Raw genomic sequence first — 18,911 nt, forward strand, 5'->3', positions numbered from 1 at the left:
AACGCTACCATAACAGTTGAAGGCTTGCAAAGCTGTTCGATCACCGTCTGGCGATATCTCCCTGCTTCGCACCACCCCTGAGAAGATGATACGCCAGTCATCGAAGAAGGCTGAGCGAGGGTGCACACAACCGTACGCGTCAGTATGCTTGCCGCATGAATGCACCCGCGCCCTACCCGCACCTGTTCCGCCCACTCGGCCTGGGCTTCACCACCCTGCGCAACCGGGTGCTGATGGGCTCTATGCACACCGGGCTGGAAGACCGCAGCGCCGACTTCCCGAAACTCGCCGCCTACTTCGCAGAGCGCGCCGCTGGTGGCGCGGGCCTGATCGTGACCGGCGGGTTCGCACCGAACCTCACCGGCTGGTTGAAGCCGTTTGCCAGCCGCATGTCGATGCCCTGGCATGTGCGCCGCCATCGGCAGGTCACCTCTGCCGTGCACGCAAACGACGGCAAGATCTGCATGCAATTACTGCACGCCGGGCGCTATGCCTACCACCCGCTGTCGGTGGCACCGTCGAAGTTGAAGGCGCCGATCAATCCATTCACGCCACGTGCGCTCTCCACAGGCGGCATCGAGCGCCATATCCGCGACTTCGCCAACGCCGCAAAACTCGCGCGCGAAGCCGGCTACGACGGCGTGGAGATCATGGGCTCAGAAGGCTACCTGCTGAACGAATTCACCGCACCGCGCACCAACAAGCGCGGCGATGCATGGGGCGGCGATGCAGCGAAGCGCATGCGCTTCGCCGTGGAGATCGTGCGCCAGGTACGCGAGGCCTGCGGCCCGGATTTCATCATCGTCTATCGCCTGTCGATGCTCGACCTGGTCGAAGGCGGCAACGGCTGGGATGACATCGTGGCGCAGGCCAAGGCCGTGGAAGCCGCCGGCGCGACCATCATCAACACCGGCATCGGCTGGCATGAAGCACGCGTGCCAACCATCGCCACTTCAGTGCCTCGCGCGGCCTTCGCTGGCGTGACCACCAAGTTGAAACCGCATGTCGGCGTGCCGCTTGTGGCCACCAACCGCATCAACATGCCCGACGTGGCGGAGTCGATCCTCGCCTCGGGCGGCGCCGACATGGTGTCGATGGCGCGACCGCTGCTGGCCGATCCGCAATGGGTCAACAAGGCGCGCACCGGACGCGCTGGTGCCATCAACACATGCATTGCCTGCAACCAGGCCTGCCTAGACCATGTGTTCGAGAACAAGAAGGCGAGCTGCCTGGTGAATCCGCGCGCCTGCGCGGAAACCGAACTGAATTACACGAAAACCGCGGCATCGAAATCCATCGCCGTGGTCGGCGCAGGCCCGGCTGGCCTCGCCTGCGCCACCGTCGCGGCAGAACGCGGACATCGCGTCACGTTGTTCGATGCGGCCAGCGAAATCGGCGGCCAGTTCAACCTGGCCAAGCAGATCCCGGGCAAGGAAGAATTCCACGAGACCTTGCGCTACTTCCGCAACCGTATCGAGGAGACTGGCGTCGAGCAGCGCTTGGACACGCGTGTCGATGCCGATGCGCTTGCCTCCTTCGATGACATCGTCATCGCCACCGGGGTGACCCCGCGCGCGGTCGACTTCCCCGGCATCGACCATCCGAAGGTCGTCGGCTATCTCGACGTACTGCAACGGCGCGTGGTGCCGGGCAAGAAGGTGGCGATCATCGGTGCCGGCGGGATCGGCTTCGATGTCGGCGAGTTCCTCGTGCAGGAGGGCGAGTCGCCCTCGCTGGATCCGCAGCGCTGGATGGCCGAATGGGGCGTGGATGCCGCGTTCGACACCCCCGGCGGCCTGGCCAAGCCGCATCCGGAAGCGCCCGCGCGCAAGGTCTGGCTACTGCAGCGCTCCCCCGGCAAACCCGGCGCGCGGCTGGGCAAGACCACCGGCTGGATCCATCGCGCCACGCTGAAGGCCAAGGGCGTGAAGATGCTGGGCGGGGTCGAATACCTGGGCGTGGACGATGCCGGCCTGCACATCCGCGTCGATGGCAGCGAACAGGTGCTGGATGTCGACCACGTTGTGATCTGCGCTGGTCAGGAGCCGCGGCGGGAGCTGTTCGATGCGTTGGCTGCGCAAGGCCGCAAGGCATACCTGATCGGCGGTGCGGATGTGGCCGCGGAGCTGGATGCCAAGCGCGCCATCGCCCAGGGCAGTCGTTTGGCGGCCACGCTCTGAGCACCATTCCAGAATAAAAACTCCAATCGAATCAAATATTTCTGAAACACTCATTCAGGAACCGTTCGGTATTGGCTGCCTAAGTTGCGCCAACTTTTTGGCCTGACGGACCGCCCGAGCGCGTGATCCCGAAAGGTGAACCGGCACGCCGACCGAACCCTTCTTCAGGTACGGCGCGCCCGGGCAAAGGCCGCCATAGAGCTGCCGCCCTCCTAAGTAACGCCATGACGCATGGGTTCGACATCGTTTCGATGCCGGGCCGTGCGCCGCAACGGAGCAAGGAGTCCGACATGAAACTGGCGTGGATCCTCTGGATGGCCGGCAATGTGCTGCCGCAACCTGCCGCCGACTCGCTGTGCCTCAGTACCACCGTCTACCTGGAAGCCCGCGACCAATCCGTGCGCGGCCAGCAGGCAGTGGCCGAAGTCGCCCTGCGTCGCCGCGACAGCGGCCTGTGGGGCCGCAACCTGTGCCAGGTGGTGACCGCGCGCAAGCAGTTCGCGCCCACCATCGTCTCGCCGCAGACCCGCCTGTCCAACAGCGAGGCCTGGGCCGAGGCGGTGACCATCGCACTGGAATCCGAGCGCAACTGGGCGCTGCCCCCGGGCCAGCGCAAGGAAGTGGTGCCGGGTGCCAGCCACTTCATGGCACATGCCATCGCCAACCCAAGCTGGCGCAACGCCTACCAGGTGGCGACCATCGGCGACCACACCTTCCTCAAGGTGCAGTCGTTGAAGCCGCGCCGCGCCCGCGGTTGATGGCCGCTCGTAACGCAGCGTTGCGCGCACGCTGATCGCATCTTCATCGCAACGGGTGGATAGTACTCGCCCGTCTTTGACCGCAAGGAACACGCGATGAAGCTCTACACCTCACCGGGCGCCTGCTCGCTGGCCGACCATATCGCCCTGCAATGGACCGGCGCGCCGTACGAAGCACAGATCGTCTCGCGCGATGAGCGCAAGCAGGACTGGTACCGCGCGCTGAACCCGGCCGGGGCAGTACCCGTGCTCACCGAAGGCGACTGGGTGCTGACCCAGAACTCGGCGATCCTCAACTACATCGTCGACAAGTTCCCCGAGGCCAAGCTCGGCGGCGATGGCACACCGGAAAGCCGCGCCGAAGTGAACCGCTGGCTCGCCTTCCTCAATGCCGACGTGCACCCGACCTTCCATGCCCTGTTCGGCACCGAGGCCTACCTGGGCCCGGAGGCGGAAGCCAAGGCGAAGGAACAGGCCAAGCGCGCATTGCATGGCTATTTCAAGCGCGCCGATGCGCAGCTTGCGGGCAAGGACTGGCTGACCGGCAGTCGTTCGGTCGCCGACCCCTACCTGTTCGTGGTCACCCAGTGGGCGAAGAAGACCGGCGTGGATCTTGCCGGCATGGATAACCTGGCCGCGTTCGATGCGCACATGGCCGCAGACCCCGGCGTGCAAGCCGCATTGAAGGCCGAAGGCCTGCTCTGAGGCCGGCAATATCCGCAAACGAAAAAAGCCGCGCAATGCGCGGCTTTTTTCTTGTCCAGCGAAACGCTCAACGCTTGTCGAGCGGCACGTACTCGCGATCTTCCGGCCCGGTGTAGTTCGCGCTGGGGCGGATGATCTTGCCGTCGATACGCTGCTCGATCACGTGCGCGCTCCAGCCGCTGGTACGCGCGATCACGAACAGCGGGGTGAACATGGCGGTGGGCACGCCCATCATGTGGTAGCTGACCGCACTGAACCAGTCGAGGTTCGGGAACATCTTCTTGATGTCCCACATCACCGATTCCAGACGCTCGGCGATGTCGTACATCTTCATGTCGCCCTGCTCGGCCGACAGCTCGCGCGACACTTCCTTGATCACCTTGTTGCGCGGATCGGACACGGTGTACACCGGGTGGCCGAAACCGATCACCACTTCCTTGCGCTCGACCCGTGCCTTGATATCGGCTTCCGCCTCATCCGGCGTCTCGTAGCGCTTCTGCACCTCGAACGCGACTTCATTGGCGCCGCCGTGCTTCGGCCCACGCAACGCGCCGATCGCACCGGCGATGCAGGAATACATGTCGCTGCCGGTGCCGGCGATCACGCGCGCGGTGAAGGTGGACGCGTTGAACTCGTGCTCCGCGTACAGGATCAGGCTGGTGTGCATCGCCCGCACCCAGGATTCGCGCGGCGCCTCGCCATGCAGCAGGTGCAGGAAGTGGCCGCCGATGCTGTCGTCGTCGGTTTCCACGTCGATCGCACGGCCGTTGTGGCTCCAGTGGTACCAGTACAGCAGCATCGAACCGAGGCTGGCCATCAGCTTGTCGGCGATGTCGCGCGCACCCGGCGCGTTGTGGTCGTCCTTCTCCGGCGTCACGCAACCCAGCACCGACACGCCCGTGCGCATCACGTCCATCGGGTGCGCCGACGGCGGCAGTTCTTCCAGTGCAGCTTTCACAGCCGCCGGGATGCCGCGCAGCGACTTCAGCTTGGCCTTGTAACCGGCCAGCTCCGCCTTGTTCGGCAGCTTGCCGTGCACCAGCAGGTAGGCAATCTCCTCGAACTCGCTGGTATTGGCGAAATCCAGGATGTCGTAACCACGGTAATGCAGGTCGTTGCCGCTGCGGCCCACGCTGCACAGCGCGGTATTGCCGGCGGCGGTGCCGCTGAGGGCGACGGACTTCTTCGGCTTGAAGCCGGGAACGGTTGCTTCGCTCATGGTCTTTTTCCTGTCTGCGGACTTATTTTTTCTGCGCGAACAGCGCATCAAGTTTTTGCTCGAAGGCGTGGTAACCGATGCGGTCGTACAACTCTTCGCGCGTCTGCATGCTGTCGACCACGGCCTTCTGATCGCCGTCACGGCGGATCGACTGGTACACCTGCTCCGCCGCCTTGTTGGCAGCACGGAATGCGGACAGCGGGAACAGCTGGATAGCCACGCCGGCTGCGGCCAGCTCGTCACGATTGAACAGCGGCGTCGCACCAAATTCGGTGATATTGGCCAGCACCGGCACCTGTACTGCATCCACGAATTTGCGATAGGTGTCCAGGTCGTAAGCCGCTTCGGCGAAGATGCCATCCGCGCCGGCTTCAACACAGGCGATGGCGCGCTGAATGGCAGCATCCACACCGTCCACTTGAATCGCATCGGTGCGCGCAATCAGGAAGAAATCCGGATCGGTCTTGGCATCCGCTGCCGCCTTCACCCGGTCCACCATTTCGCCTTGCGAAACGATTTCCTTGCCCGGGCGATGCCCGCAACGCTTGGCGCCGACCTGATCTTCGATATGGCAGGCCGCAGCGCCAGCCTTGATCAGCGACTTGACGGTGCGTTCGATATTGAAGGCGCTGGCGCCGAATCCTGTGTCGATATCTACCAGTAGCGGAAGGTCGCAAACGTCGGTGATGCGGCGGGTATCGATCAACACGTCTTCCAGCGTATTGATGCCGAGGTCCGGCAGCCCCAGTGAACCGGCGGCCACACCACCGCCCGACAGGTAGATCGCCTTGTAGCCGGCACGTTTGGCCAGCAGGGCGTGATTGGCGTTGATGGCACCGATGACCTGCAACGGCGATTCGGCGGCGAGCGCGGCGCGGAAGCGTGCGCCTGCGGACTGTGATTCGCGCATGGGGACTCCCGGGAAAACCGCTATTTTAGCCGATCGCCACGCCGCCCGAATCCGGCACTCGGCGCAGTCGCCGGCCCTTGCCCGCAGGTTCACGCGGCCCCACATCTTCACCAGGCAACAATGCCCGCAGTCGACCAGGGAACATCCGATGACCAGGACCTACGGCAAGACCCCCGAAGCCCTCGCCCGCCTGACCCCGGAGCAATACCGGGTCACCCAGGAAGCCGGCACCGAACGCCCGTTCGACAACGCCTTCAACGGTCACAAGCAGGCGGGGCTGTACGTGGACATCGTGTCCGGCGAACCGCTGTTCACCTCGCTGGACAAGTTCGACAGCGGCTGCGGCTGGCCGAGTTTCAGCAAGCCGCTCGAACCGGCGCATGTCATCGAGAAACGCGACATCAGCCACGGCATGATCCGCACCGAAGTGCGTTCGCAGCATGGCGACAGCCATCTCGGCCATGTCTTCAACGACGGCCCGCGCGATGCCGGCGGCCTGCGTTACTGCATCAATTCGGCAGCGCTGCGCTTCGTACCCGCCGATGCGTTGGAGCGTGAAGGCTATGGCGAATATCGCCATCTGTTCGATGCCGCCCCGGCGGGAGACAACGCATGAGCACTGAAACCGCGATCCTCGCCGGCGGCTGCTTCTGGGGCATGCAGGAACTGATTCGCAAGCAACCCGGCGTGTTGCGCACCCGCGTGGGTTATTCCGGCGGCGATGTCGACAACGCCACCTACCGCAACCACGGCACCCATGCGGAGGCGATCGAGATCGTGTTCGATCCCGCGCAGACCAGTTTCCGCAAGATGCTGGAGTTCTTCTTCCAGATCCACGACCCCACCACCGTGGACCGGCAGGGCAATGATCGCGGCAGCAGTTACCGCTCGGCGATCTATTACGCTTCGGACGCACAGAAACAGGTGGCGCTGGACACCATCGCCGATGTCGACGCCTCCGGCCTGTGGCCGGGCAAGGTGGTGACCGAACTCGCACCGGCCGGCCCGTTCTGGCAAGCCGAGCCCGAACACCAGGACTACCTGCAGCGCTATCCCAGCGGCTATACCTGCCACTTCCTGCGGCCGGGCTGGGTGCTGCCAGCGCGCGGAAGCACCGCGTGAGCCTGCGCGAAGTCGATGTCGCCATCATCGGCGGCGGCACTGCCGGCATGTCGGCCTACCGCGAGGTGCGCAAGCACACCGATTCGATCGCGCTGATCGAAGGCGGGCCGTTCGGCACCACCTGCGCGCGGGTGGGCTGCATGCCGTCGAAACTGCTGATCGCGCCGGCGCAGGCGCGCCACCAGCTGTCGCTGCTGCCCGCATTCGGCATCCACAGCGATGCCGGCAAGGTCGATAGCCGCGCGGTCATGCGCCGTGTGCGCGAGGAACGCGACCGCTTCGTCGGTTTCGTGCTGGATGCGGTGGAAGGTTTCGATCCCGCTCATATCGTGCGTGCGCATGCGGCGTTCGAAGACCCGCACACGCTGGTACTCACGGCCGCCGCCGACGGCAGCACCCCGTCCTTCAATCGCATCCGTGCCAAGCGCATCATCATCGCCTCCGGCTCGCGTCCGAATATTCCGGACGCCTTCAAAGCCGCCGGCGACCGCCTGGTGGTGAATGACGATGTGTTCGACTGGAACGACCTGCCGGGTTCAGTGGCGGTGTTCGGCACGGGTGTGATCGGGCTGGAACTGGGCCAGGCGCTGCATCGGTTAGGCGTGCGCGTGCACGTGTTTGGCCGTGGCGGACGCATCACCGGCCTCAGCGATCCCGTGGTACTGGCGGAAGCCGCACGCATCTTCACCAACGAATTGATCACCCATCTCGATGCACGCGAACTGCGCATCGAACGCGATGGCGACAGCGTGCTGGTGCATTCCAGCGATGCCGCCGGCGAGCAACATAGCGAGCGTTTCGACTATCTATTGGCCGCCAGCGGACGCGCACCCAACGTCGACACCCTGCAACTGCAACACACCGGGCTTGAACTGGATGCGCGCGGCGTGCCGCTGTTCGATCCGCAAACCATGCAGGCCGGCGGCAGCCATATCTTCATCGCCGGCGATGCCAACGCCGAACGCCCGATCCTGCACGAAGCCGCCGACGAAGGACTGTTGGCGGGTCGCAATGCCGCCAACTATCCGACGGTGCACAAGCATGCCCGGCGCACGCCGCTGGGGATCATGTTCACCGAGCCGCAAGTGGCCTACGTCGGCAAGTCGCACGAGCAACTGCTGGCGGACGGCGCGGATTTCGCCGTGGGCGAAGTGTCGTTCCACGACCAGGGACGCTCACGGGTGATGCTGGTCAACCAAGGCCTGCTGCGTGTGTATGGTGAGGCCGGCAGCGGCCTGTTGCTGGGCGCGGAGATGATCGGCCCGGACAACGAGCACCTGGCGCACCTGCTGGCCTGGGCCATCCAGTCGCGCATGACTGTGCGACAAGCGCTGGACATGCCGTACTACCACCCGGTGATCGAGGAAGGCCTGCGCACCGCGTTGCGCATGTTGCTGGAAGCACTGGGCATGGGCCCGCATCCGCCGCTGAACTGCATCGATTGCGGGCCGGGCGGCTGAGTTTTTCGTGATTGGTGCACGGTGCTGCCTAGCAGTGCACGCGTTCCGCATATCTTCGAAACCACCGAATGCAAAAAAGGGCCGGCACAAGGCCAGCCCTTTGAGTTTGCAGCCGCGACGAACGCTTACAGCAGGTGGGCGACGCCAGCGCGCTCTTCTTCCAACTCGGCGAGAGTCTTGTCCATCGCCGCGCGGCTGAAGTCGTCGACCGGCAGGCCTTCGACGCGGGTGTATTCGCCATTGGCGCAGATCACCGGTACGCCATAGATCACGCCTTCCGGGATGCCGTAGCTGCCATCGGACGGCACGCCCATCGTCGCCCACTCGCCGTTCGTGCCCAGCGCCCAATCGCGCATGTGATCGATGGCGGCGTTGGCGGCCGATGCGGCGGACGACAGGCCACGCGCTTCGATGATCGCGGCGCCGCGCTTGCCGACCTGCGGGATGAAGGTATTGGCGTTCCAGTCGGCGTCGTTGATCTTGTCCTTCAGCGACTGGCCGTCGACGGTGGCGAAGCGGTAGTCCGGGTACATGGTCGGGCTGTGGTTGCCCCACACCACCAGCTTCTTGATGTCGGCCACGGCCACGCCGGCCTTGTTGGCCAGCTGCGACAGCGCGCGGTTGTGGTCCAGGCGCAGCATGGCGGTGAAGTTCTTCGCCGGCAGGTCGGGCGCGGACTTCATCGCGATATAGGCATTGGTATTGGCCGGATTGCCGACCACCAGCACCTTCACGTTGCGGCTGGCGACCTTGTTCAACGCCGCGCCCTGCGCGGTGAAGATCTTGGCGTTCTCAAGCAGGAGATCCTTGCGCTCCATGCCCGGGCCGCGCGGACGCGCGCCGACCAGCAGGGCGTAATCGGCGTCCTTGAACGCGACTTCGGCGTCATCGGTGCCGACCATGCCTGCCAGCAGCGGGAACGCGCAATCTTCCAGCTCCATCATCACGCCCTTCAGCGCGGCCTGGGCCTTCTCAAGCGGCAATTCCAGCATCTGCAGGATGACCGGCTGGTCCTTGCCCAGCATTTCGCCGGAGGCGATGCGGAACAGCAGTGCGTAACCGATCTGGCCGGCGGCGCCGGTGACTGCAACACGGACGGGGGCTTTCATGGGGAAATCTTCCTTCATTCGGGAAATGCGTAAGTGTTCAAAGGCGATAGCCGAGCGGCGCCAACCGCGTCTTCACCGCCTCGGGTTGATAGCCGTAGATGACGTCCTGGCCGACGATGGTGACCGGCACGCCGCCGGTCTGCAGCGCCTGCATCGCGCGGTCGCCTTCCGGCGTGTCCACGTCCAGCAGGTGGTAGCGCACATTGGCCATCTCGAATGCCTTGCGCTGCTTGAGGCAGTAGCCACACCACTCGGCCGACAGCATCACGATGCTGCTGTCGCCGGTGGTCATGCGCGGGTCGTCGGGATGGAGCGCTGGCGGGTCGTCGAGCCACCCGGCGAGCCTCGGCTTCACCTGGCCGTAGCTGATCGCGCCAGCGGCGAGCACGGCTGCGATCCAAAGGACAGTGGTAACGCGCATGGGACTTCGCGCCTCAAACCAGCTCGGCGAAGAATTCCTGGATGCGCGCCAGGCCCGGTGTAAGTTGCGGCGTCGGGCAGGTGTAGCTGATGCGCATCGCGCGCGGCTCGCCGAACGCGGAACCCGGCACGCAGGCCACGCCCTTGGCTTCCAGCAGTGCATTGCAGAAATCGACGTCGTTCTCGATCCTGGTGCCGTTGTGCGACTTGCCGAAGGTGCAGCTGATGTCCGGGAACACGTAGAACGCACCCTGCGGCCGCGGGCAGACCACGCCGGGGATCGCATCCATCACCGCCATCACCTGGTCGCGCTTGGCCTGGAATTCGAGGTTCTTCTCGTTCGGCACGTCCTGCGGGCCGCTGAGTGCCGCGATGGCCGCCGCGGTGACGATCTCCGGGATGTTGGTGATGTGGTTGGAGTTCATCACCGTCACCGCCTGCGCCACGGATTCCGGACCGGCCATGAAGCCCACGCGCCAACCGGGCATGCCGTAGGTCTTGGACAGCGAATCGATGAAGATCACGCGGTCGCGCAGTTCCGGGCGCACGTGCACGAAGTTCACGTATTCCAGCCCGTCGAACAGCATGCGGTTGTAGATGTCGTCGGTGATGATCCAGGTGTCCGGATACTTCACCAGCACGTCGGCCAGCGCGACGATTTCATCGCGGGTGTAGACCATGCCGGTCGGGTTCGACGGATTGTTGAACAGGAACACCTTCGGCTTCTTCGCCAGCGCAGCGTCGAGCTGGGTCGGCGTCATCTTGTAGTCCTGGCTGGCCGGGCACGGCAGCAGGTCCACCTTGGCGTTGACGATTTCGGCGATGTCCATGTAGCTGGTCCAGTACGGCACCGCAAAGGCGATGGTGTCGCCCTCGTCCAGCAACGCCTCAGCCAGGTTGTAGATCACGTGCTTGGCGCCGATGCCGGTGGCGCAATTCACCCGCGCATAGCCGGTCAGGCCGATCTTCGCCATGTGTTCGATGAATGCGTCCAGCAACGCGTCGCTGCCGCGATTGCTGCCGTACTGTCCACTATCCTTCGCGAGTGCTTCACGCGCGGCGGCATAGACGTGTTCGGCGGGCAGGAAGTTCGGCACGCCGATGGAGAAGCTGATGATGTCGCGACCTTCGGCCTTCAGGCGCTTGGCCTTTTCGGCGACCGCCATGATGGCGCTGGGCTTGGCGCGGCCAATGCGCCGGGCGAGTTGAGGCATCGTGGGGAACCTCGGAACGGGGCCGCAGAACGCGGCATGGACGTGGGAGAAAGCCTTCAAATGTTAACACAGCCGCTTCGCCAGACCTCTCTATCCACGCTGCGTCGGCATGGCCGTCGCTGGCTTTCCGTAGCTGCAATGCTGGCTGCATTCGCACTGCTTTCCGGCTGTTCCTCGACCCAGGTGCGCACCGCCAAGGACACCGCCGGCAAGCCATTGGCGCTCTCCGGCACGGTGGTGCTCATCGAACCCGACATCGAGCTCTCCGAGCTCGGCGCTGGCGGCATGGCCGAACCCCGCAAGGAGTGGACCGATGCCGCCCGCAAGCTGTATCCGCAGGCCGCGCGCGATGCCCTGGCCCGCCAAGGCATCGGCATGGCCCCCGACTACTATCTCCCGGCGGATGCTGGTCCGGAGACACGGGCAAGGCAGCTGTATCTGCTGGCCCAGGCGGTGTCGTCGAGCATCCTCACCTACGAACGCGGCAGCGCGACCGGCAGGCTTCGCAACAAGCATGGCAAGTTCGACTGGTCGGTCGGCCCCGGCGTGCAGGCGCTGCGCGAGACCACCGGCGCGGACTACGGCCTGTTCACCTATATCCGCGACAGCTACGCTAGCGGCGGCCGCCAGGCCATGCGTATCGCCGGCCTGCTGTTGCTGGGCGGCGACATGGGCGGCGGGATGCAGGTCGGCGTCGCGTCCCTGATCGACCTGCGCACCGGCCAGGTGGTCTGGCACAACCTGCTGATCGACCAGACCGGCGACATGCGCAACCTCGCGGGTGCGCGCGAAACCGCGGACGACCTGCTCAAGGGCGTGCGCGGCACGCAACCGGTGCCGGCGAAATGAGTGCCGCGCTTCGAAGTCTTGCGATCGCGCTGGCGGCCACCCTGCTCGCCGCCTGCGCCTCCCGCGCGCCACTGCGCGACAACGCGCCCGGCACCGCGCCCACCGCCGGCAGCGACGAAGCCGAACTCTGGTATGCGATGGAACGCGCGGAAACCGAACTCAAGCGCTCGCCATTGCTGGTGCGCGACCCGGCCCTCAACGACTACATCCGCGGCGTGGCCTGCAAGGTCGCCGGTGGCCATTGCAGCGACCTGCGCGTGTACGTGATGGACGTGCCGCAGTTCAACGCCAGCATGGCCCGAACGGCATGATGCTGTTCTGGACCGGTGCCCTGCTGCGCATCCGCGACGAGGCCGAACTCGCCTTCGTGCTGGGCCATGAAACCGGCCACTTCACCGCCCAGCACTCGCTCAAGCAATGGCGACGGATGAAGGATGCCAGCGCCTGGCTGAGCGCCTTCCAGATGGTCGCCTATGGAGCAGGCGCAGGCGGCATCGCGCAGCTCGGGATGCTGGCCGGCTATGCGGCGATCTTCAAATACTCGCGCGACATGGAACGCGAGGCGGACAGATTGGGTTTCGATGGCGTGGTCGAACATGGTTGGGCGCCGTCCGCCGGCGCGGACTTGTGGGCACGGATGTGGCGCGAGGAACAGACCCGCAAGTACGATCGGCCGATGCCGGTCTTCTCCACCCATCCCGCCTCGCAAGAACGCTTGAACGACATCAAGGCCGAAGCCGCCGCCATCCCCAACGCACCCACGGACCGCGGCCGCGATCGCTACCGCGCCGCAGTGCGCCCGTTGTTGCCGAAATTGCTGGACGAGGAACTCGGCAATCGTCGCTATGCCGGTTCGATCCTTGTGATCGGCGAACTGCTGGCCGACTCGCCCACTGAAGACAAGGGCCTGCTCACCTTCTACTTGGGTGAGGCCTATCGCCGGCGCGGACTGGGCGACGACAAGGCGAAGGCGGCCACCTATTACGCGCAGGCCGTCTTGCTGCCGGGCGCGCCCGCGGCGGCATGGCGCGAGCATGGCTTCGTGCAGCGTTCCGCGGGCGATGCGGCAGGTGCGCGCGCCTCGCTGCAACGCTACCTGCAGGACGCGCCGAATGCGGAAGACCGCGCCTTCGTGCAACGCGAACTGGACAAACTCGGAGGTGCCCGATGAAACCTGCATGGAAAGGACGCATGCGCGCGATCATCGTCGTCGTGCTGGTGCTGGCGTTGACGGCATGTGCTGCCGGTGGCCCGCTGGTGACACCAGGCACGCAGCGGATTGGTAGCAACCTGACCATCGATGCAGGCATGGAATGGACACGGTCGCAGGGCTCGCGCGAACAACTGTGGACCATCGATGGCCCGCAGCTCAACAGCCTCTACCTGGTCCCGAATGTGCGCGAACGCGAGTTCATCTTCCTCGGCGAACGCCAGACCAAGCGCCGCCCGGATGGCGCGTTCTACCACCGCGGCATGCGGCCGGATGAGTTGCGCGACCTGATCGCGGACGGCATGCGCGCGGCAGGCGCGGTGAACGTGGTGGTCACCAACCTGCGCCCGGTGGATTTCGGCGGCCGCGAGGGCCTGCGTTTCGAAATGTCGATGGACAACGAAGCCGGCCTGAAATACCGGGCCATGGCAGCCGCCTTCGAACATGAGAAAGGCCTGGCGCTGGCGCTGTTCTACGCGCCGGTGGAGTACTACTACCCACGCGACGAGGCCAAGGTCAACGCGATGCTGGATACCCTGCGCTGGAAGTGACCCGCAGTTCTCGCTGAAACGAAAAGGGCGGCCGAGGCCGCCCTTTTCATGCAGCGTATCGATGGATCAGGCCGCGAGGATCTTGTTCCACTCCGCAACGCGGTCGGCCTTCGCCGCCAGCGCGGCGTCGGTATCGCCTTCGATCTTCACCGACTTGATCGCGTCGCCCTGCTTCACCGCATCCACCACGTCCAGGCCGTCGATGACCTTGCCGAACACGGTGTGCTTGCCGTTGAGCCACGGGGTGGACACGTGGGTGATGAAGAACTGGCTGCCATTGGTGTTCGGACCGGCATTGGCCATCGACAGCACGCCACGGTCGTGGCCCAAGCCGTTATTGGCCTCGTCTTCGAAGCGGTAGCCCGGGCCGCCACGGCCGGAACCTTCCGGGCAGCCGCCCTGGATCATGAAATCCGGGATCACCCGGTGGAAGTTCAGGCCGTCGTAGAAGCCGCGCTTGGCCAGGTTGACGAAGTTGGCGACGGTCAGCGGCGCCTTGTCGGCGGCCAGTTCGACGCGGATCGGGCCGCGGTCGGTATCGAAGATGGCGATCAGGGACATGGGAGGTTCCTTCAGATTGATACAGGCGGCGGACGCCGCAGCCCGCTATAATAGCCGGCTTCCTTTCCTGAACGGCCGTGCCGGTCAATCCCGGCGCGCATTCCGCATGTCCATTGAACGCCTCCGCAATATCGCCATCGTCGCCCACGTCGACCATGGCAAGACCACCCTCGTCGACTGCCTGCTCAAGCAATCCGGCACGCTCAACGAACGCACCGTACTGGCCGAGCGCGTGATGGACAGCAACGACCAGGAAAAGGAACGTGGCATCACCATCCTGGCCAAGAACACCGCCATCACCTGGCAGGGTAACCGCATCAACATCGTCGACACCCCGGGCCACGCCGACTTCGGCGGCGAGGTCGAGCGCGTGCTGTCGATGGTGGACTCCGTACTGATCCTGGTCGACGCGATGGACGGCCCGATGCCGCAGACCCGCTTCGTCACCCAGAAGGCGTTCGCGATGGGCTTTCAGCCGATCGTGGTGGTCAACAAGATCGACCGCCCCGGCGCCCGCCCGGACTGGGTGATCGACCAGGTGTTCGACCTGTTCGACAAGCTCGGCGCCACCAACGAGCAGCTGGATTTCCCGATCGTCTACGCCTCGGCGCTGCACGGTTTCGCCAGCCTGGAAGACACCGTGCGCGAAGGCGACATGACCCCGCTGTACGAAGCGATCATGCAGCACGTGCCGGCGCCGCCGGTGGCCACCGACGGCCCGTTCCAGATGCGCATCAGCCAGCTGGACTACAACAACTTCGTCGGCGTGATCGGCATCGGCCGTATCCAGCGCGGCACGTTGAAGAAGAACATGCCGGTCACCGTGATCGACCGCGAAGGCAAGAAGCGGCAGGGCAAGGTGCTGCAGGTGCTCGGCTTCATGGGCCTTGAGCGCATCGAACAGGACAGCGCGGAAGCCGGCGACATCGTCGCGATTTCCGGCATCCAGGACCTGACGATTTCCGACACCATCTGCGCGATCGATGCGCCGGAACAATTGCCGGCGCTGACCGTGGATGAGCCGACCATCAGCATGACCTTCCAGGTCAACAACTCGCCGTTCGCCGGCAACAAGGATCTTTCCGGCGGCAAGTTCCTGACCAGCCGCCAGATCAAGGATCGCCTTGAGCGCGAGACCGTGCACAACGTGGCGCTGAAGGTCGAGCAGCTGGAAGACGCCGACAAGTTCCTGGTCTCCGGCCGCGGCGAACTGCACCTGTCGGTGCTGATCGAGAACATGCGCCGCGAAGGTTTCGAGCTGGCGGTGTCGCGTCCCGAAGTGATCATCAAGGAAATCGACGGCCAGTTGATGGAGCCGATCGAACAGCTGGTGGTCGACGTGGAAGAAATCCACCAGGGCGGCGTGATGGAGAAGCTGGGCACCCGCAAGGGCCAGCTGAAGAACATGGAATCCGACGGCAAGGGCCGCGTGCGCCTGGACTACCAGATCCCGGCGCGTGGCCTGATCGGCTTCCAGAACGAGTTCCGCACCCTGACCCAGGGTTCGGGCCTGCTGTTCCACGTGTTCGACCATTACGGCCCGAAGGAAACCGGCCAGATCGCCAAGCGCCTCAACGGCGTGATGATCGCCAATGCCGCAGGTGCTACCCCGGCCTATTCGTTGGGCCCGCTGCAGGATCGCGGCAAGCTGTTCGCCGCCGAAGGCGACAACGTGTATGAAGGCCAGCTGGTCGGCATCCACAGCAAGGACAACGACCTAACGGTCAACGCGATCAAGACCAAGCCGCTGACCAATATGCGCGCTTCGGGCAAGGACGATGCGATCCAGCTGACCCCGGCGATCAAGTACACGCTGGAACAGGCGCTGGACTTCATCGACGACGACGAGCTGGTCGAGATCACCCCGAAGGAAATCCGCCTGCGCAAGAAGCAGCTGACCGAAAGCGACCGCAAGCGCGCCAGCCGTTCGGCATAAGGCAAGCGGGGAACGCGCGGTGAGTGTGTTCCTCGGCTGGATGCCAGGCGCGGCAACGCAGGCCGCGCTGGCAGACCTGCAACACCGCATCCGCGCGGCCTTGCCCGCGGATGCGCCGCGCCACGACTGGCGCACGCCCGCGCAGTGGCACATGACCCTGCGTTATCTGGGCGAATCCATCGACGATGCGCGACGCATGCGCATCGACGACGCGTTGCAAGTCCTCGCATCACGAACACAGGCGATCGACGCCATATTGGCCGGCGCGCAGTACTGGCCGCATGCGCGGGTACTCGTCGCCAAGGTCGAAGCGACAGAAGCGCTGAAGGCGTTGCTCAAGCAACTCGAAATGGCGATGCAAGGTTGCGGCTTCGCCAAGGAACGCACGCAAACTGCGCACATCACCCTCGCCTACCTGCCGCGCGGCGCACAGCCGCCGACATTGCCGGACATGGCAATACCGGCATCACCACTGCGCGTCGACCGCATCGAGCTCTTGCAGACCGTCCCCGCTGGCTACATGTCACTGGCATCATGGCCCTTCGCGCCAGGGACGACGCCGGCATGAGCGAGCAGCAGAAACACTACAACCCGGATCCGCACGCGCACCCCGGCCTGCACATCATCGCCATCGTCGAGGCGGTGAAGGGCTCGCTGGCGCTGCTCGCCGCCAGTGGGCTGGAGCTGATCGGCCCGGCACCGCTGCAACGCTGGGTGCACGAACTGATCGCGCACTTCCAATTGGATCCGAGCCACGGCGCGGCGGCGTGGCTCGCGCAGGCGATCAATCCCGGCTCGGTGCATCTCGCGGCCGCGGTGGCCGCGCTGTACGGCATCGTCCACCTGATCGAAGGCTGGGGCCTGTGGCGTGCGAAGGCCTGGGCCTCATGGCTGGGCTGCATCGCAGCCGCGCTGTACCTACCCTTCGACATCTACGCCTTCGCCACCCATCGTCACTGGCTTGAAGCAGTGGTGGTGGCGATCAACCTGCTGGTGGTGTGGGTGCTGGCGCGCGACCTGATGGTGCGCCGCCGCTGAGTTGCCGCGGCTTCCGGCACGGGCGATGCTTGCGTATTCGTCACGGGAGATTCGCATGCGCCGCCTGACCCTTTCGCTCGCCATCTCGCTGGCCTTGCTCGTTGGTTGCAAGCAAGCGTCGAATGCATCCGTCGACACGCCAACTGCCGCCACTGCCCCGTCTGCGTTCGCCTACGAAGAAGCCAGCATCGCTTCGCTGCAACAGCAGATGGCGGCGGGCTCGCTGACCAGCCATGCACTCACCCAGGCCTACCTCGACCGCATCGCCGCCATCGACGATGCCGGCCCGACACTCAATGCCGTCATCGAAACCAATCCCGATGCCTTGAAGGAGGCCGACGCACTGGATGCCGAGCGCAAGGCGGGCAAGTTGCGCGGGCCTCTGCACGGCATCCCGATTCTGCTGAAGGACAATATCGACGCCACGCCGATGGTCAATTCCGCCGGCTCGCTTGCACTCGCGAACCATCGACCGAAGTCCGATGCCTTCCTCGTCGCGAAACTGCGTGAAGCCGGCGCAGTCATCATCGGCAAGACCAACCTCAGCGAGTGGGCCAATATCCGCTCGACCCGTTCGACTTCCGGCTGGAGCGCACGCGGCGGGCAAACCAAAAATCCGTACGCGCTCGACCGCAACCCCTGCGGCTCCAGCGCGGGCACCGGTACCGCGATCGCCGCCAACTTGTCCACGGTCGGCATCGGCACCGAGACCGACGGCAGCATCATCTGTCCATCCGCCGTCGCCGGATTAGTCGGCATCAAGCCAACCGTCGGCCTGGTTAGCCGCAGCGGCATCATCCCGATCTCGCATTCGCAGGACACCGCCGGGCCGATGGCGCGCAGCGTGGCCGATGCGGCCGCGGTGCTGACCGCGATTGCTGCTGCCGATGTTGCGGATACGGCAACGCAGGAACGTGCGGCTCGCAGCGCCATCGACTACACCACGCATTTAAAGCCCGATGCACTGAAGGGTGCGCGCATCGGCGTGCTGCGCAAGGCAATGGGTTACCAACCGGATGTGGATGCCGCGTTCGAACGCGCGGCGGCTGCGCTCAAGGCCGCCGGTGCCACCGTAGTCGATGCCGAAATCCCCACCGCCGGGCAATGGGATGCGGACGAACTGGAAGTACTGCTGTACGAACTCAAGGCCGACCTCAATGCCTACTTGGCCAGCAGTGGCGCACCGGTGAAGACACTGGCCGACGTCATCGTCTTCAACAAGCAGAATGCCGATACCGAGATGCGTTATTTCGCGCAGGAACTGTTCGAACAGGCGCAGGCGAAAGGCCCGCTGACCGACAAAGCGTACCGCGATGCACGCGACAAGGCGCGCAGGCTTGCCGGCCCGCAAGGGATCGATGCCGCACTGAAGAAGCAGGACCTGGATGCGTTGGTAGCACCATCGATGTCACCGGCGTGGCTGACCGATCCGATCAATGGCGACCACTTCACCGGCGCGGGCTATGGCGCGGCGGCAGTGGCGCGCTATCCCAGCATCACCGTGCCGATGGGCGACAGCCACGGCCTGCCGCTCGGCATCACCTTCATGGGCACTGCGTGGAGCGAAGCGCGACTTGTCGAGTTGGCCTATTCGTACGAACAAGCCAGCAAAGCGCGCAAGCCGCCGCAGTTCCTGCCCAGCGTGGAACTCGCGGAAACGAAATAAGCC

Annotated in this window: 20 protein-coding genes; 14 read left to right on the forward strand and 6 right to left on the reverse strand. The window is 64.9% G+C overall.

Translation table 11 applies throughout. The annotated features are described in order from the left end of the window. Window positions 1–155: 155 nt before the first annotated feature. The 3 genes from G7079_RS11060 to G7079_RS11070 all read left to right on the forward strand — a co-directional run bounded on the left by G7079_RS11060 (window position 156) and on the right by G7079_RS11070 (window position 3,643). Window positions 156–2,180, forward strand: a complete 2,025-nt coding sequence (locus G7079_RS11060) for an NADPH-dependent 2,4-dienoyl-CoA reductase (RefSeq protein WP_166057358.1) — start codon at window positions 156–158, stop codon at window positions 2,178–2,180. Between the two features lie 290 nt (window positions 2,181–2,470). Further along, window positions 2,471–2,938, forward strand: a complete 468-nt coding sequence (locus tag G7079_RS11065; protein ID WP_166057359.1) for a cell wall hydrolase — start codon at window positions 2,471–2,473, stop codon at window positions 2,936–2,938. Between the two features lie 96 nt (window positions 2,939–3,034). After that, window positions 3,035–3,643 (forward strand): glutathione S-transferase N-terminal domain-containing protein, encoded by a 609-nt coding sequence (locus G7079_RS11070; RefSeq protein ID WP_166057360.1) that lies wholly within the window; start codon window positions 3,035–3,037, stop codon window positions 3,641–3,643. Window positions 3,644–3,710: 67 nt separating this feature from the next. Here G7079_RS11070 and prpC read toward each other — a convergent pair whose 3' ends face one another. Further along, the gene (gene prpC / locus G7079_RS11075; RefSeq protein WP_166057361.1) at window positions 3,711–4,862 is read right to left on the reverse strand and encodes a 2-methylcitrate synthase; all 1,152 of its coding nucleotides are present in this window, start codon (window positions 4,860–4,862) and stop codon (window positions 3,711–3,713) included. A gap of 22 nt (window positions 4,863–4,884) precedes the next feature. Next, window positions 4,885–5,772 carry a methylisocitrate lyase gene (prpB, locus tag G7079_RS11080; protein WP_166057362.1) on the reverse strand — a complete coding sequence of 296 codons (888 nt, stop codon included), beginning with the start codon at window positions 5,770–5,772 and terminating at the stop codon, window positions 4,885–4,887. A 148-nt stretch (window positions 5,773–5,920) separates the two neighbouring features. Here prpB and msrB point away from each other — a divergent pair, with 148 nt between their 5' ends. From msrB to G7079_RS11095, 3 genes are read left to right on the forward strand one after another with little or no spacing between them, the layout of a single operon-like run. Next, the gene (gene msrB / locus G7079_RS11085) at window positions 5,921–6,388 is read left to right on the forward strand and encodes a peptide-methionine (R)-S-oxide reductase MsrB (RefSeq protein ID WP_166057363.1); all 468 of its coding nucleotides are present in this window, start codon (window positions 5,921–5,923) and stop codon (window positions 6,386–6,388) included. Next, window positions 6,385–6,894 (forward strand): peptide-methionine (S)-S-oxide reductase MsrA, encoded by a 510-nt coding sequence (msrA, locus tag G7079_RS11090; protein WP_166057364.1) that lies wholly within the window; start codon window positions 6,385–6,387, stop codon window positions 6,892–6,894. The genes msrB and msrA overlap by 4 nt, the downstream gene beginning before the upstream one ends. Beyond that, entirely contained in the window at window positions 6,891–8,354 is a 1,464-nt protein-coding gene (locus G7079_RS11095; RefSeq protein WP_166057365.1) for a dihydrolipoyl dehydrogenase, read from the forward strand. Before msrA ends, G7079_RS11095 begins: the two co-directional genes overlap by 4 nt. Window positions 8,355–8,479: 125 nt before the next feature. On the opposite strand, the gene G7079_RS11100 is transcribed toward G7079_RS11095, so the two are convergent. From G7079_RS11100 to G7079_RS11110, 3 genes are read right to left on the reverse strand one after another with little or no spacing between them, the layout of a single operon-like run. Next, a complete protein-coding gene (locus G7079_RS11100) occupies window positions 8,480–9,463 on the reverse strand; it encodes a malate dehydrogenase (protein WP_166057366.1) in 984 nt (327 codons plus the stop codon). Window positions 9,464–9,500: 37 nt separating this feature from the next. Next, complete coding sequence (locus tag G7079_RS11105) at window positions 9,501–9,884, reverse strand: glutaredoxin domain-containing protein (protein WP_166057367.1); 384 nt, start codon at window positions 9,882–9,884, stop codon at window positions 9,501–9,503. Between the two features lie 13 nt (window positions 9,885–9,897). Next, the gene (locus tag G7079_RS11110; RefSeq protein WP_166057368.1) at window positions 9,898–11,097 is read right to left on the reverse strand and encodes a pyridoxal phosphate-dependent aminotransferase; all 1,200 of its coding nucleotides are present in this window, start codon (window positions 11,095–11,097) and stop codon (window positions 9,898–9,900) included. A 138-nt stretch (window positions 11,098–11,235) separates the two neighbouring features. On the opposite strand from G7079_RS11110, the gene G7079_RS11115 reads away from it, so the two are divergent. The 4 genes from G7079_RS11115 to G7079_RS11130 are packed head-to-tail and all read left to right on the forward strand — an operon-like array spanning window position 11,236 to window position 13,707. Next, the gene (locus tag G7079_RS11115) at window positions 11,236–11,946 is read left to right on the forward strand and encodes a hypothetical protein (RefSeq protein ID WP_166057369.1); all 711 of its coding nucleotides are present in this window, start codon (window positions 11,236–11,238) and stop codon (window positions 11,944–11,946) included. Then, window positions 11,943–12,257, forward strand: a complete 315-nt coding sequence (locus G7079_RS11120; protein WP_166057370.1) for a hypothetical protein — start codon at window positions 11,943–11,945, stop codon at window positions 12,255–12,257. Before G7079_RS11115 ends, G7079_RS11120 begins: the two co-directional genes overlap by 4 nt. Then, on the forward strand, window positions 12,254–13,117 hold the full coding sequence (locus tag G7079_RS11125; RefSeq protein ID WP_166057371.1) for a M48 family metallopeptidase: 864 nt from the start codon (window positions 12,254–12,256) through the stop codon (window positions 13,115–13,117). Before G7079_RS11120 ends, G7079_RS11125 begins: the two co-directional genes overlap by 4 nt. A 20-nt stretch (window positions 13,118–13,137) precedes the next feature. Continuing rightward, window positions 13,138–13,707, forward strand: coding sequence for a hypothetical protein (locus G7079_RS11130; RefSeq protein WP_166057372.1), 570 nt, complete (start codon window positions 13,138–13,140; stop codon window positions 13,705–13,707). Window positions 13,708–13,773: 66 nt separating this feature from the next. Here G7079_RS11130 and G7079_RS11135 read toward each other — a convergent pair whose 3' ends face one another. Continuing rightward, window positions 13,774–14,268 (reverse strand): peptidylprolyl isomerase, encoded by a 495-nt coding sequence (locus G7079_RS11135; RefSeq protein WP_166057373.1) that lies wholly within the window; start codon window positions 14,266–14,268, stop codon window positions 13,774–13,776. Window positions 14,269–14,374: 106 nt separating this feature from the next. Between G7079_RS11135 and typA the strand changes: the two genes are divergently transcribed. From typA to G7079_RS11155, 4 genes are read left to right on the forward strand one after another with little or no spacing between them, the layout of a single operon-like run. Beyond that, entirely contained in the window at window positions 14,375–16,204 is a 1,830-nt protein-coding gene (gene typA / locus G7079_RS11140; RefSeq protein WP_166057374.1) for a translational GTPase TypA, read from the forward strand. A 19-nt stretch (window positions 16,205–16,223) separates the two neighbouring features. Then, window positions 16,224–16,772, forward strand: a complete 549-nt coding sequence (thpR, locus tag G7079_RS11145; protein WP_166057376.1) for an RNA 2',3'-cyclic phosphodiesterase — start codon at window positions 16,224–16,226, stop codon at window positions 16,770–16,772. Then, window positions 16,769–17,242, forward strand: a complete 474-nt coding sequence (locus G7079_RS11150) for a DUF2127 domain-containing protein (RefSeq protein ID WP_166057377.1) — start codon at window positions 16,769–16,771, stop codon at window positions 17,240–17,242. Before thpR ends, G7079_RS11150 begins: the two co-directional genes overlap by 4 nt. 55 nt (window positions 17,243–17,297) lie before the next feature. Then, window positions 17,298–18,908: an amidase gene (locus G7079_RS11155; protein ID WP_166057378.1), complete on the forward strand. Its 1,611-nt coding sequence runs from the start codon at window positions 17,298–17,300 to the stop codon at window positions 18,906–18,908. The last annotated feature ends 3 nt before the right edge of the window (window positions 18,909–18,911 follow it).

The sequence above is a fragment of the Thermomonas sp. HDW16 genome, from assembly GCF_011302915.1.
GTDB lineage: Bacteria > Pseudomonadota > Gammaproteobacteria > Xanthomonadales > Xanthomonadaceae > Thermomonas.